Annotated in this window: 14 protein-coding genes; 6 read left to right on the forward strand and 8 right to left on the reverse strand. The window is 73.0% G+C overall.

What is annotated here, in order from left to right; all coding sequences use genetic code 11:
* Positions 1-65 precede the first annotated feature (65 nt).
* Positions 66-659: a sigma-70 family RNA polymerase sigma factor gene (locus LCG91_RS01355; RefSeq protein ID WP_224442234.1), complete on the forward strand. Its 594-nt coding sequence runs from the start codon at positions 66-68 to the stop codon at positions 657-659.
* A 9-nt stretch (positions 660-668) separates the two neighbouring features.
* Positions 669-1,454 carry an endonuclease/exonuclease/phosphatase family protein gene (locus LCG91_RS01360; protein WP_224442235.1) on the forward strand — a complete coding sequence of 262 codons (786 nt, stop codon included), beginning with the start codon at positions 669-671 and terminating at the stop codon, positions 1,452-1,454.
* A gap of 43 nt (positions 1,455-1,497) precedes the next feature.
* Here LCG91_RS01360 and LCG91_RS01365 read toward each other — a convergent pair whose 3' ends face one another.
* A complete protein-coding gene (locus LCG91_RS01365) occupies positions 1,498-2,295 on the reverse strand; it encodes a hypothetical protein (RefSeq protein ID WP_224442236.1) in 798 nt (265 codons plus the stop codon).
* Positions 2,296-2,454: 159 nt separating this feature from the next.
* Here LCG91_RS01365 and LCG91_RS01370 point away from each other — a divergent pair, with 159 nt between their 5' ends.
* The gene (locus LCG91_RS01370) at positions 2,455-3,396 is read left to right on the forward strand and encodes an SDR family oxidoreductase (RefSeq protein WP_224442237.1); all 942 of its coding nucleotides are present in this window, start codon (positions 2,455-2,457) and stop codon (positions 3,394-3,396) included.
* 74 nt (positions 3,397-3,470) lie between these two features.
* Here the strand turns inward: LCG91_RS01370 and LCG91_RS01375 are convergent, their stop codons facing one another.
* A complete protein-coding gene (locus LCG91_RS01375) occupies positions 3,471-3,788 on the reverse strand; it encodes a hypothetical protein (protein WP_224442238.1) in 318 nt (105 codons plus the stop codon).
* Positions 3,789-3,939: 151 nt separating this feature from the next.
* Between LCG91_RS01375 and LCG91_RS01380 the strand changes: the two genes are divergently transcribed.
* Both LCG91_RS01380 and LCG91_RS01385 read left to right on the forward strand, forming a co-directional pair.
* Complete coding sequence (locus LCG91_RS01380) at positions 3,940-4,617, forward strand: TetR/AcrR family transcriptional regulator (protein ID WP_058727510.1); 678 nt, start codon at positions 3,940-3,942, stop codon at positions 4,615-4,617.
* Between the two features lie 81 nt (positions 4,618-4,698).
* Entirely contained in the window at positions 4,699-4,893 is a 195-nt protein-coding gene (locus LCG91_RS01385) for a DUF2795 domain-containing protein (RefSeq protein ID WP_058727511.1), read from the forward strand.
* Positions 4,894-5,002: 109 nt separating this feature from the next.
* On the opposite strand, the gene LCG91_RS01390 is transcribed toward LCG91_RS01385, so the two are convergent.
* From LCG91_RS01390 to LCG91_RS01400, 3 genes are all read right to left on the reverse strand, one after another.
* Positions 5,003-6,511, reverse strand: a complete 1,509-nt coding sequence (locus LCG91_RS01390) for a threonine/serine exporter ThrE family protein (protein ID WP_058750332.1) — start codon at positions 6,509-6,511, stop codon at positions 5,003-5,005.
* A gap of 53 nt (positions 6,512-6,564) precedes the next feature.
* On the reverse strand, positions 6,565-7,041 hold the full coding sequence (locus tag LCG91_RS01395; protein ID WP_224442239.1) for a hypothetical protein: 477 nt from the start codon (positions 7,039-7,041) through the stop codon (positions 6,565-6,567).
* Positions 7,042-7,137: 96 nt separating this feature from the next.
* Complete coding sequence (locus tag LCG91_RS01400) at positions 7,138-7,578, reverse strand: OsmC family peroxiredoxin (RefSeq protein WP_058727514.1); 441 nt, start codon at positions 7,576-7,578, stop codon at positions 7,138-7,140.
* Between the two features lie 195 nt (positions 7,579-7,773).
* Here LCG91_RS01400 and LCG91_RS01405 point away from each other — a divergent pair, with 195 nt between their 5' ends.
* Positions 7,774-8,817 carry an NAD(P)-dependent alcohol dehydrogenase gene (locus LCG91_RS01405; protein ID WP_224442240.1) on the forward strand — a complete coding sequence of 348 codons (1,044 nt, stop codon included), beginning with the start codon at positions 7,774-7,776 and terminating at the stop codon, positions 8,815-8,817.
* A gap of 25 nt (positions 8,818-8,842) precedes the next feature.
* Here the strand turns inward: LCG91_RS01405 and LCG91_RS01410 are convergent, their stop codons facing one another.
* Genes LCG91_RS01410 through LCG91_RS01420 form a run of 3 tightly spaced genes read right to left on the reverse strand, consistent with a single transcriptional unit; the run spans position 8,843 to position 13,173 of the window.
* Positions 8,843-9,544 (reverse strand): GntR family transcriptional regulator, encoded by a 702-nt coding sequence (locus LCG91_RS01410; protein WP_224442241.1) that lies wholly within the window; start codon positions 9,542-9,544, stop codon positions 8,843-8,845.
* A 46-nt stretch (positions 9,545-9,590) separates the two neighbouring features.
* Positions 9,591-11,255: a dipeptide ABC transporter ATP-binding protein gene (locus tag LCG91_RS01415; RefSeq protein ID WP_411955821.1), complete on the reverse strand. Its 1,665-nt coding sequence runs from the start codon at positions 11,253-11,255 to the stop codon at positions 9,591-9,593.
* Positions 11,239-13,173, reverse strand: coding sequence for a gamma-glutamyltransferase family protein (locus tag LCG91_RS01420; RefSeq protein WP_224442242.1), 1,935 nt, complete (start codon positions 13,171-13,173; stop codon positions 11,239-11,241). The genes LCG91_RS01415 and LCG91_RS01420 overlap by 17 nt, the downstream gene beginning before the upstream one ends.
* Between the last annotated feature and the right edge of the window lie 2 nt (positions 13,174-13,175).

Raw genomic sequence — 13,175 nt, forward strand, 5'->3', positions numbered from 1 at the left:
GGCCGACAGTGGGCTGCCGATCCCTCGACAGCCGGGCGTCGGAGTTGCCGATCGTCAGGACCGGCATGTGGAATGTCACGGTGCACGACGACCTGCTCCACCGCCGCGACGAGGAACGGCAGCTGCTGCTCGACGTCGCCGCTGGGGACCGTGTGGCGTTCACCAGACTCCACGACCGGTTCCGCCCGCTGGTCGAGCACTGGGTCCGGCACCACGTCGTGGACCGGTGGCAGTCGGAGGAGGTCGTGCAGGACGTCCTCCTCGAGCTCTGGCGCATCGCCGACCGCTACGACCCGCGCCACCCACCGGTGTCCTGGATCCGGACGATCGCGCAGCGGCGGGCGATCGACCGTGTCCGCAAGGCCGAGGCTGACCGGCAGCGGGACGCCCGCGTCGGAGCCTGGTACGCCGACGCCGTCGACCACGCATCCGTCGAGCGGGCCGAGGGCGTGCTCGAGCGCGAGTCCCTGCGGCGGGCGGTCGCGGCCCTGCCCGAGCGGCAACGTGAGGCGGTCGTGCTCCGGCACCTCGCCGAGCTGAGCGGCCCCGAGCTCGCCGAGCGCCTCGGCGTCCCCGTCGGGACGGCGAAGACCCGGGCGCGGGACGGCGTCCAGGCGTTGCGCCGGACCCTGGGGCGGTCGGGGGTCGCCGGTCGGTAGGTTCGACCGGTGAGCCACGTCGCACGTCCGATCACCCTGATGACCTACAACGTGAAGAACCCGGACCCGCGGCACGACTGGCCGGCGCGACTGCCGCTGGTGCTCGACGTCATCCGTCGGCACGACCCGGACGTCCTGTGCGTGCAGGAGGCGTTCGACCACCAGATGGACGCGCTGCGCGAGGGGCTGCCGGACCACGACGCGGTGGGCCAGGGCCGCGAGGGCGGAACCGCGGGGGAGCACGCCGCGGTCTTCTTCCGCCGCGATCGGCTCCGCCCCGTCGACGTCGGGACGTTCTGGTTCTCGGACACCCCGGACGAGCCGGTGTCGAACACCTGGGGGAGCCTGTACCCCCGGGTCGCGAACCACGCTCGGTTCCTCGACGCCGAGGGTGCGGCGTTCACGCTCCTGACCGCGCACTTCGACCACGAGGAGAACGAGCACGGGGACGAGGTCCGTCGTCGCAGTGCGGCCCTGGTCGTCGAGCGACTCGCACCGGTCGAGGGTCCGGTCGTCTTCGCGGGCGACTGCAACGAGCCCTGGGGGGCTGGCCCGGCGTCCCGGGTCTTCACCGACGCCGGGTACCGGGACGCCTGGACCGACGCCGGTGACCCCGACGACCGCACGGCATCGTTCAACGGCTGGCAGGCGCCGGTGGACTCGGGCGAGCGGATCGACTGGGTGCTGACCCGCGGCGACGTCACGGCCGAGCGCGTGGTGATGGACCACGACGGGCCCGATACCTGGGCCGCGAGCGACCACTTCCCCGTGGTGGCGACCCTGCGCGCGGGCTGATCGTCCGGGGCGGGTCCCCCACGGCGGCCTCGAGCGGGTCGCGTCAGCAGGAGCGTCGTGCGTGGACCGGCATCGGTGAGCCGATGACGGTGACCTCGGTGTCGTTCGTGAGCGCCGAGACGCCGTTCGCGCCCTGCTCGGCCGCGCCGTTCTCGTCCGTCTGCGAGGAGTCGGCGTCGTGCTCGGCTCGCGGGTCGTCCGTCGTCGTGCCGTCGTCGTCCGGTGCCCAGCCGGGCTCGAGCAGGAGCTGCCACGCCTGGGTGTCGCCGGACCCGAACGAGACCTTGTCCGAACGGGGCGCCGCGTCGAGTTGGTCCGACACGTCGTCGCCGACCTGGACGCCGTCGGGCCCGGTGAGCTCGATCCGGTCGCCGGCCCGACTGCGGACCGAGTCCCGCAGGACGCGGACCTCGACCGCGTTGCCCACCGAGGACGGTGTGTCGAGCGCCGCGACGCGGACCGCGCCGCCCCAGGTGTAGGTGGTCCCCGCCGGGAAGCACGCACCGCCGTCGCCGACTGCGGTCTGCGTGCGCGACGGGGTGCCGAGCAGGCGGTTGAGCAGCGAGACGGTGGACCTGGCGTCGCGCATCGGGAGGTCTGCCACGGTGGCGTCACCGCGACGGAGGACCAGGGTCTCGGCGTCGAGCTCGACGGTGTCGACGCGTCGGAGCTCGCGGTCGGTGACCCGCACCAGGGGTTGCGCCGTGCTGGTGACGTCGCCGCGGTCCTCGGCAGCAGCGGCCGGCGCTGCACCCCCGGGAGCCGCGATGTCGGACCCGACCGTGCCGGCCGCGAAGGCGAGCGCGGCAGCGCCGAGCGCGAGCAAGGTACGGGGAGTCACCAGTCGACCGTACGACGCGCGACCGGACAGGACGACAGGTGTTACCGAATCGCAGCCCGCTCGTCACGTGTTCGTGATCTTGGGGATGTGTCACGGAACGCGGTGCGGGGGACAGCCGGCTGGACGGGCGGGGGTGTCCCGGTGCGTAGCGTCCAGCCCATGACGGAGCAGCAGAACGACCAGACGGGGCCCGGACAGTCGGGGCTGGACCAGTACTCGATGCAGGACCCCACCGCGATGTACGCGGACAAGAAGCCGGACGAGCAGTACCTGCAGGGCGCCGGCACCGACGAGGAGATGGCGAAGAACGTCCCCGCGGACCACGGCGAGGACACCTACCGCGGCTCGGGCCGCCTGCAGGGCCGTAAGGCGCTCGTCACCGGCGGTGACTCGGGCATCGGCGCGGCGGTCGCGATCGCCTACGCCCGCGAGGGTGCCGACGTCGCCATCGTGTACCTGCCCGAGGAGCAGGAGGACGCCGACCGCATCGTCGGGCTCATCGAGGCGGCCGGTCGCAAGGCCGTCGCCATCCCCGGCGACATCAAGGACCTGGCCTTCTGCGAGGAGCTCGTCCAGAAGGCCGTCGACGGCCTCGGCGGACTCGACATCCTGGTCAACAACGCCGGCAAGCAGCAGAACGTCGACGACATCACGAAGATCTCGGACGAGGAGTTCGACGAGACCTTCAAGACGAACGCCTACGCGACGTTCCGCATCACCAAGGCGGCCGTCCCGCACCTGCAGCCGGGCTCGACCATCATCAACACCACGTCGATCCAGGCCTACGCGCCGTCGCCGCACCTCGTGCACTACGCCGCCACGAAGGCGACCGTGAACAACATGGCGAAGGGCCTCGCAGCGCAGCTCGCGCCGAAGGGCATCCGCGTCAACGCCGTCGCTCCCGGGCCGATCTGGACCCCGCTGCAGCCGGCCGGTGGCCAGCCGCCGGAGGCGCTGCCGTCCGCCGGTGAGCAGACCTACCTCGGCCGCTGGGGCCAGCCCGCCGAGCTCGCGCCGGCGTTCGTCTTCCTGGCGAGCGGCGAGTCGTCCTACGTGGTCGGCGAGACGCTCCACGTCGACGGCGGCATGCCGACGCCGTAGACGCCACCGGTGACGGACGGGAGGCGCGGTGCCAGCCGGCACCGCGCCTCCCGTCCGTCCGCCCCAGGATCGCGTCAGCAGGCGACGGACCGTGCCATCCGCTCCAGCAGCTCCCGCGCCGACATCGCCGCCGTCAGCTCGACCTCGACCGGGTTGATCCCGACCGCGCGTTCGAACGCCCGGCGACGGGCCTGGTCGGCGATCGAGACCTCGGGCCGCTGCGGCAGTCCCGCGATCGCCCGGGCTGCCGCGTCGAAGGCGCCGACCGGGGAGCCGAGCTGCTCCCACATCGTCCGGACGTCGTGCGCGACCTGTTCGTCGTCGCCGCCGAACTCGAAGCCGGCCGACGCCATGGTGGCGAGTCCCTGTGCGACGGGGTCCTGCGGGTCCATCCCGGCATCGTCGCACGGAAGACCCCGAACACGCTGGAGTCGTCACTTGTCCCCCGACATGCCGACACCCGGACCGGGGATGCCGTGTCCCCCGACACTGCGGTTGGATCAGGGGTGCGGACAGGACGTCCGCCGCACGACGGAGGGCACGATGCTCGAACACACCAGCGCGGACACGCAGGCGGCAGCCGCCGCGGCCGCCACCCTGCACCTGCGGATCACCATCGTGGGCGCCACGGTCGACGTCCTCCGCGACGTGCCCTTCCACGAGGCCCACGTCGGCATGGTCGCCGACCGGATGGGCATCACGACCGCGGAGCTCCGTCAGCACTTCCCCTCCTGGGACGGCCTCGTGCTCGCGGCCGTCGACCGGTGGAACGGCGCGCGTCTGGAGGAGGTCGCGCACGAGGTCGGGGACGGCCCCACGGTCGACCTGCTGCGAGCGATCGTCGCCTCGAACGCCGAGGACCCCGCGCTCATGCGGCTGCTCGTCGCGCTCCTCTCCGTCGCGGGCAACCCCGAGCACCCGATGTCCACCTACCTGCGGTCGCGCTACCAGCTCTTCTTCTCGCAGATCCGGCGCGGGCTCGAGCACGACATCGCCGTCGGCCGGGCACCGCACACGATGGAGCCGCGACGGGGTGCCGAGCAACTCATCGCGCTGTACGAGGGGCTCCAGCTGCAGGCCATGCTGCGGCCGGACCTCGACCTCGTGCCGGCGTTCGATCGGGCAGTCGCGCGGCTCGAACGCGGGTGGATGGAGCGGTACGAGCCGCAGGCGGCGCAGCGCTTCTCGCAGTGGAGCGACGGCGGGAGCTGGGAGATCTGACGCCTGGCCGCGAGGCGCGCAGCCGGGTCGCCCCGCAGGCGCGCAGGCGTAGTCATGGAGGCTCCGACGGAAGGAACCGACATGGCAGCACCGAACCCGATCCAGGTCCAGAAGTACCTCAGCGGCATCGACTACCCGGCCTCGAAGGACGACATCGTCGCGACCGCCGAGAAGGAGGACGCCCCCGGTGACGTCCTCGAGGCGCTCAAGGGCATCCCGGACGGCGACTACGACGCGCCCACCGCGGTGACGAAGGCCGTCTCCGACAAGGGCTGAGCGCCGCGGCGTCCACTTCACGGGCTGGGCGACACCTCACGGGCTTCCGAGCGCGTGGGGTGTCGCCCAGCCCGTGAACTCGTTCGGGGGCCCGCGCACGCAACCGCGTTCAGCGCGGGCGGTGACCCCGCGGCACCGAGCCGTTGCCCGGGTCGTACCCGGTGTCCCGCAGCACGGGGATCGCCGTCGTGTCGTTGTGGACCGAGTGCACCGTGACCCGGCGTGCACGCCGCAGGGCCCGCCGCGCGCCCGGGGTCGCCACGAGGCCGCCGAGCACGAGCCCCGCTCCGATGCCGAGCGCCACCGAGACCGCCGCCACGAAGTCGAGCGCCGCGCCGGAGGACCCGGACATGAAGTGCAGCAGCGCATCGGACACCGCGACACCGGGCAGCAGCGCACCGCAGAACGCCGGGACCGCGATCGCCGCGACCGCCGTGCGCATCCGGGCGGCGGCGATGGTGGACAGCACGCCGAGCAGCACCGAGGCGATGAACGTCGCCCCGAGCAGCGGCATGCCGAGGTGCCGGAGCTCCCAGAGGAACGCCCCGGCGGCGACCGAGAACACGACCGCCACCGGGATGACCCGCGCGCTGGCCTGCTGCACGAAGCAGTTCGCCGCCGCGGACACCACCGTCAGGGACAGGGACGCCCAGAGCGGCAGCGGCTGCAGGACGATGCCCGACGGGTCGACCTCGATCCGGAGCCACTGCAGCACCGCGATGCCCGCTGGGACCCCGACGACGATCGCCGCGATCACGAGCACGATGTAGAACGCCCGGGCCACCGCCATCGCCCGGAAGCCCGAGATCGCGTCCTGCGCCCAGGTCACGAGCGAGACGTGCGGCAGCAGCAGGACCACGAGCGCGGCGACCATCGTGGCCGCCCCGGTCGCGGTGAGGACGTCGGCCCAGATCGCCAGCGTGCCGATCGCCGAGGCGACCGCGGCCTGGGCTCCCGAGACGAAGAACTGCGGGAAGCCCCGACCGGTCAGCCACCGCCCGGACAGGATGATCCCGAGCATGAGCACGAAGGCGCCGACGCCGGCGCGCCACCCGCCACCGGCCTGCATCGCGATCGAGGTGCCGAGCACCGAGAGTCCGACGTCGGCGAGCCACGACGGCCAGCGGCTCGGCAGGCGCAGCACCGCCACCAGGGCGCTCACCGCACTCGTCATGTCGCGTTCGCCGTGCACCAGGTCGTCGACGATCTGGTTGGCGCGTGCGAGCCGGTCGAGGTCGGAGCCGTCCGACTGCACCGTCCGCACCTTGACGAGCGGCGGGTGGTCGGAGGGGGCGTACTGGATGGTCACCGAGCTGCCCGAGAAGTCGAGGTCGAGCGGCGCCAGGTTCCACTTCGTGGACACCGCGACGACGGCGGTCTCGACGCTGCGGGTGTCCGCGCCCGAGGCGAGCATGACCTCTGCCAGGTCGAGGCAGAAGTCGACGATCTGCACGGGCGAGTACTGCTCGCGAGGGCGGGTGTCGGGGGTGACGTCCTCGTAGATCGTGCCGCGCAGGCGGGCGCGGGCGTCGCGGATGTCGTGCTGTGCGAGGTTGCGGACGCGCGGCCGGGGTGGACGCCCGGGCCGCGGGACGCCGGGGAGGAACTGCTCGGCCATCCGTCAATGGTGCCAGCCGTGCACACCCGAGTCCGGACGTCGGCTGGACGCCGTCAGTGCCGACGCTGCGTGCTGAGTCGTCCGACCGCGAACGCGGTGACGACGGCACCGACGAGGACGACGACCTGCCCCACGCGCTCCTGCCAGGTGTGCGTGATCGGCAGCACGGCCTCGTCGGCGAGGGGCGCGTAGGCGAACCACCCGAACGACGGGTTCGGTGCTGCGAGGAGGAGGACGACACCGGCGACGAGCAGGACGATGCCCGCCAGGAGCACACGAAGTGTCCCGGTCCGGGCGAGGCGTACGGTGCAGACGGCCGCCACGATCCCGCCGACCAGGGCGAGGACCGCGCCGGCGACGAGCTGTCCGGGTCGGTCCCCGCTGACGAACGCGAAGTCACGGCTCGTCGCACCCGCGATCCAGCCGGACGATTCGAGTCGTCGCGCCGCCAGGAGCAGGACGCCGACGAGCGAGACGAGGGCGCCCGCCCACGCGACGGTGTGCGTGCGGGTCCCGAAGAGGCGGCGCATGCGCACCACGGTACCGACGAACGGACGGGAGGCGCGGTGCCAGCTGGCACCGCGCCTCCCGTCCGTCACGTGGTGACGTCCCGTGGGACGTGACGACTACTGCTCGAAGGTCGCCTTGAGCTCGATGTCGACACCGGTGAGTGCCTTGGAGACCGGGCAGGTCGCCTTGGCCTCGTCGGCGGCCTTCAGGAAGGCGGCCTCGTCGATGCCGGAGACCTCGCCGTTGACGGTCAGGGTGATGCCGGTGAGCTTGAAGCCGCCCGCGCTGTCCGGGCCGAGCGAGACGTCGGCCTTGACGTCGAGCGCCTCAACGGTGCCGCCGGCCTCGCCGAGGATGGCCGAGAACTGCATCGCGTAGCAGGCCGAGTGGGCCGCGGCGATGAGCTCCTCGGGGCTGGTGGTGCCACCGGCCTCGTCAGCGGCGCGCTTCGGGAAGGAGACGTCGTAGGTGCCGACCTTCGAGCTCGACAGCTCGACCTGGCCGGAACCGTCGTTGAGGCCGCCGTGCCAGGCGGTGCGTGCGGTGCGCGTGGGCATACCCGCTCCTTTCGTTGGGGGAGGCCCGTTCTGAGCCGTCGCCAGTCAATCGGAGAACGATCGTTCTCGCAACCGGCTCTCGGGGAGTACGCAGGTGCCGGCGCGCCCCGACCCGCTCGCCGGGGTCGGGAATCCGATCGACACCTGTCGTGCTGATCGACAGGCGTAGTCTGAGCGGGTCGAAGGAGGACACCCATGCACGCCGTCGTGTTCCAGCAGTACCGGACGTTCCCCGTCCTGACCGAGGTCGAGAAGCCCGTTCCTGGCCCGGGGGAGGTGTTGCTCAAGGTCGCCGGTGCCGGGGCGTGCCACTCCGACGTCGCCGTCTACCGTGAGTTCCAGGAGGGGCAGCCCGGAGCGCAGGCTCCAGGCTTCGTCCTCGGCCACGAGAACTCCGGCTGGGTCGAAGCGGTCGGCGACGGCGTGACCGGCTTCACGGAGGGCGACGCGTACCTCGTCTACGGACCGGTCGGCTGCGGGCACTGCTCGTACTGCTCCAAGGGCCAGGACACCTACTGCGAGCACGCGGCGACGAACCCCTACGCCGCCATCGGCCTCGGGCGGGACGGCGGCATGGCCGAGTACGTCACCGTGCCGGCCCGCAACCTCGTACCCCTCGGGGACGCCGATCCGATCGCCGCCGCTCCGCTCAGCGACGCCGGCCTCACGCCGTACCACGCGATCAAGGCCGCGCTGCCGAACCTGGCGGGTGGCGGGCGGTACGCGCTCGTGGTCGGCCTCGGTGGCCTCGGGCAGATCGCCGTGCAGATCCTCACGGCCCTGACCGGTGCGACCGTGATCGCGACCGACACGAAGCAGGACGCGATGGACCGCGCTGCGGCTCGTGGAGCGGTGACCGTCCCGGCCGGCCCCGACCAGGCGGCTGCGATCCGCGAGCTCACCGGCGGTCGGGGCGTCGACGCGGCGTTCGACTTCGTCGGGGCGACGCCGACGATCGCGACCGCGAAGGCCTCGATGGCGATCGGCGGGCGACTCACGGTCGTCGGGATCGCCGGCGGCACGGTCGAGTGGAACTTCTTCTCGACGCCGTACGAGTCGACGATCACGAACACGTACTGGGGCACGATCGAGGACCTGCACGAGGTCGTCGCGATGTACCGCGCCGGGCAGATCGAGCCCGACGTCGAGCGGTTCGCACTGTCCGACGCGCTCGAGGCCTACCGGAAGCTCGAGGCCGGTGAACTGTCCGGCCGCGCAGTGGTCGTGCCGACGCTCTGAGTGTCAGCGCGCTCGGGGCTCGGCCTCAGACGGCCGGGCCCGCGGAGCGCAGGACGTCGGCCTGCTCCGGGGACGTGCGTGCCGCGTAGCCGATGCGGCTCTCGCGCACGTGCCACGCCATCCGCTCGGCCGCTGCCTCGACGTCCCCCGCGTCGATCGCCGCGAGGATGCGACGGTGGTCGGGCCACAACCGCTTGCCGCGTGACGAGGTGTCGAGCGCGTAGAGCCACTCGATCTTCCGCGACAGCTGGCGGAGCAGGGTCGCGAGCGTCGAGCTGCCGGAGAGCTCGGCGACGAGCAGGTGGAAGCGCTCGTTGAGGTCGACGAGCAGGTCGAGCTCGTCCCGCCCGACGGCCGCGTCCCCCTCGTCGAGGACCGCACCGAGCTCGCGGCGCACGCGCCACCAGTCCTCGGGTGGGGCGTCGGCCGCGAAGAGCGTCCGGGCACGGGTCGCGGCGCGGCGGGCGGTGGCCGTCTCGAGCGACTCGCGGACCGCGAAGAGGTCGTCGGCCTCGTCGAAGGGGATGTCGGCGATCCGCGAGCCGACGTTCGGACGCGAGACGACGAAGCCCTCGCCCTCGAGCCCGCGGAGCGTCTCGCGGACCGGGACCCGGGAGACCCCGTGGCGCTCCGCGAGGAACGCCTCGGTCACCCGGGTGCCCGGTTGCAGGGCGCCGGTGACGATGTCGTGGCGGATGGCGTCGATGACGCTCGTCCCGTTCAGCACGGTGCTGATCGTGCCACACCGCGCCGGTCGGCGGCCCGGGAACGCGTCACGCAGCCGCCTCGGCGAGGCTCCGACCAGGGATCGCGTCGAGCAGGTCCTTCGTGTACTGCTCCTGCGGGTCGTCGAACACCGCTGCGACGCTGCCCCGCTCGACGACCTCGCCCCGACGCATCACCACGACGTCGTCGGCGATCCGCCGGACCACCCCGAGGTCGTGCGTGATGAACAGGTAGCTCAGCCCGAGTCGGTCCTGCAGCTCCTCGAGCAGCGCCAGGATCTGCTCCTGCACGAGCACGTCGAGCGCCGACACCGCCTCGTCGAGGATGATCAGCTCTGGCTCGAGCGCCAGTGCCCGGGCGATCGCCACGCGCTGCCGCTGCCCGCCGGACAGTTCGTTCGGTCGGAGCTGCGCGACCTCGCGGGGGAGTGCGACCTGGTCGAGCAGCGTCGCGACCCGCTCGGTGCGCGACGCCCGGTCACCGATGCCGAACACGCGCAGGGGCTCGTCGATGATGCGTTCGATGGTGGAGGTCGGGTCGAGTGATCCGTACGGGTCCTGGAACACCGGCTGCACCCGTCGACGGATCTCCCGTCGCTCGGCACCACGCGCGGTGCCGATCGACTTGCCGTCCACCAGCGCGGTGCCCGACGTCGGGGTCTCCAGCCCGAGCACGATCCGCGCCACGGTCGTCTTGCCCGAGCCGGACTCGCCGACGACCGCGGTGGTCGTGCCCCGCCGGACGGCGAAGGACACCCCGTCGGCGGCCTTCAGCGTCCCCGCGCCCCGGCCGCGCAGCTTGTACTCCTTGACCAGGTCGGACACGACGAGGATCGGCTCGCCGGCGCTGACCGGCTCCGGTGCCACCCCGGACAGGGCGGGGGCCGCCGCGATGAGCCGCTTCGTGTACTCGTGCTGCGGATCGCGGAGGATCGCCTCCGGGGCACCCTGCTCGACGATGTCGCCGTCGAGCATCACGACGACACGGTCGGTCCGGTCGGCCGCGACACCGAGGTCGTGCGTCACGAACAGCAGCGTCGTGCCGTGCTGGTCGACCAGGGTCTGCAGGTGGTCGAGGATCTGGCGCTGCACCGTCACGTCGAGCGCGCTGGTCGGCTCGTCGGCGATGAGCAGCTCGGGCTGCCGGGCGAGCGCGACCGCGATGAGGATGCGCTGCCGCATGCCGCCGGAGAACTCGTGCGGGAACTGGCCCGCGCGCCGGCCGGCCTCGGGGATGCCCGCCTCGGTCATGAGCTCCACGACCCGCTGCCGGATCGCCGTCCGACCACGCAGGCCGCCGGCCCGCAGCGCGTCCGCGATCTGCGCACCGACCCGCATCGACGGGTTGAGGTTCGTCGACGGGTCCTGCGGGACGAGACCGATCCGACCACCACGCACGCGGCGCATGAGCGTCTCGTCGGCGTGGGCGATGTCGTCGGACCCGAGCCGGATGTCCCCACCGGTGATGTGCCCGGCGCCCGGCAGCAGCCGCAGCAGCGCCGCGATCAGCGTCGACTTGCCCGAGCCGGACTGGCCGACGATCGCGACGCGCTCGCCGCGGCGGACGTCGAGGTCGACGCCGTGCAGCACCTCGCGGTCGCCGAACGCGACCCGCAGGTCGCGTACCGAGAGCAGGGTGTCGGCTCCGGTGTCGGACGGGAGGCGCGGTGCGGCCCCGGCGGTCGTCGTCACGTTCTCAGCGTCCTGCGGCATAGCCCTGTGCTCCTCGCGGGTTGGCGGCGGCGCCCATGACGCCTGTGTCGGGGTCGCGCGTCACGCACGACAGGCGGCCGAGCGACCAGTCGCCGGCCCGGGTGACGACGTGGCCGAGCTCCTCGAGCCCGGTGATGACGTCGTCCCCGAGACGGTCCTCGACGACGAGGCCGCCGGGGGTCCAGGTGCGGGGCCAGAACGACCCCGGGAACGACGTCGTGTGCAGTGCGGGGGCGTCGATCGCCTGCTGCGGGGTCCACCCGCCGACGATCGTGCGGAGCAGGAAGAGCAGCTGCCACTGGTCCTGCTGGTCGCCGCCCGGGCTGCCCATCGCCACGACGGGCTCGCCGTCCCGCAGCACCAGCGTCGGCGTGAGCGTCGTGCGGGGCCGGGCGCCGGGGGTCAGCGTGGACGCCGTGCCCTCCTCGAGCCAGGTCATCTGCATGCGGGTGCCCAGGCAGAACCCGAGCTCGGGGATCGTCGGCGAGGACTGCAGCCACCCGCCGGACGGCGTCGCGCTGACGATGTTGCCCCAGCGGTCGACGACGTCGATGTGGCACGTGTCACCGCGGGTCTCGCCGGTCGCCATCACGATCGGCTCGCCACGGTCCTCGTGCACGGCGTCGTCCTCGGCGGGGACGGCCACGGCGCCGGTCGTCGGTGCGTCCCCGCGGGCACCCGGAACGGTCGGCTCGCCGACGCCGGCGATCGGCTCGCCGCCCGGCGTGTAGGTCACGCGGAGCGGCGGCAGCGCGCCGGCCGGTACCGAGACCGTGCCCGGGCGGAGCTCGTGCGAGGCGCGGTCGCCGATCAGGGCGCGACGCTCGTCGGAGTACGCGTCGGACAGGAGCTCGGCCATCGGGACGTCGCCGTCGCCGTAGTACGCCTCGCGGTCCGCCAGCGCGAGCTTCTGCGCCTCGGCGATCGTGTGGGCGCCGAGCACGGTGGACGGGTCGAGTCGCTCGTCGTCCAGCGGGTCGAGCAGGCGGAGGGTCTGCAGGAGCGCCGGACCCTGGCCCCACGGCCCGGTCTTCGCGATCGTGTGCCCGCGGAACTCGGCGGTCGTCGCGGGCTCGGTCGACGCCCGGAACGCCGCCAGGTCCGACGCGCGGACCACTCCGGCGTGGTCGGTCCCGGACGCGTGCCGGTGGGGGGTCCGGACGAACGTGTCGATCGCCTGCGCGACGGAGCCCTCGGCCCACTCGGTCCGGGCCGCCTCGATGCGCGCGACGCGCGCGCCGGCGGTCTCGTCATCCGCGGTGTCGTCGCCTGCGGTGACACCGGACCCGGCCTGCACGAGCCGTTCCAGGACCGCGGCGTAGGCCTCGTTGCGCACCATCGTCCCGGGGACCGGCACCGAGCCTCCCGGCAGCCACCGCTCGGCGGAGGACGGCCAGTGGTCGCGGAACAGGTCCTGCACGGTCGCGATGGTCGCGACGACCCGAGGGGCGACCGGGTGGCCGTCGCGGGCGTACCCGATCGCGGGGGCGAGCACGTCGGCGAGCTCCCACGTGCCGTGCTCGGCGAGGAGCAGCAACCACGCGTCCACGGCGCCGGGCACGGCGGCCGCGAGGGCACCCGCTCCCGGGACGAGGTCGAGGCCCTCGGCGCGGAAGTGCTCCGGCGTCGCGCCGGCCGGGGCCGGTCCCTGGCCCATCAGGACCGTCGGGGTCTTGTCGGACGCCGTCGCGAAGACGGCGGTCACGTCGCCGCCGGGTCCGTTCAGGTGCGGCTCGACGACGTGCAGGACGAAGGCACCGGCGACGGCGGCGTCGAAGGCGTTGCCGCCGCGCTCCAGGACCGACTGCGCCGTCGCGGTCGCGATCCAGTGCGTCGACGCGGCCATGCCGAAGGTGCCCTGCAGGTCCGGGCGGGTGGTCTCCGCCGGAGGGGTGGTGAAGGCGGGGTTGGTGCTCATGG

The sequence above is a fragment of the Curtobacterium sp. TXMA1 genome (assembly GCF_020162095.1).
In the GTDB taxonomy this organism is placed as follows: Bacteria; Actinomycetota; Actinomycetes; order Actinomycetales; family Microbacteriaceae; genus Curtobacterium.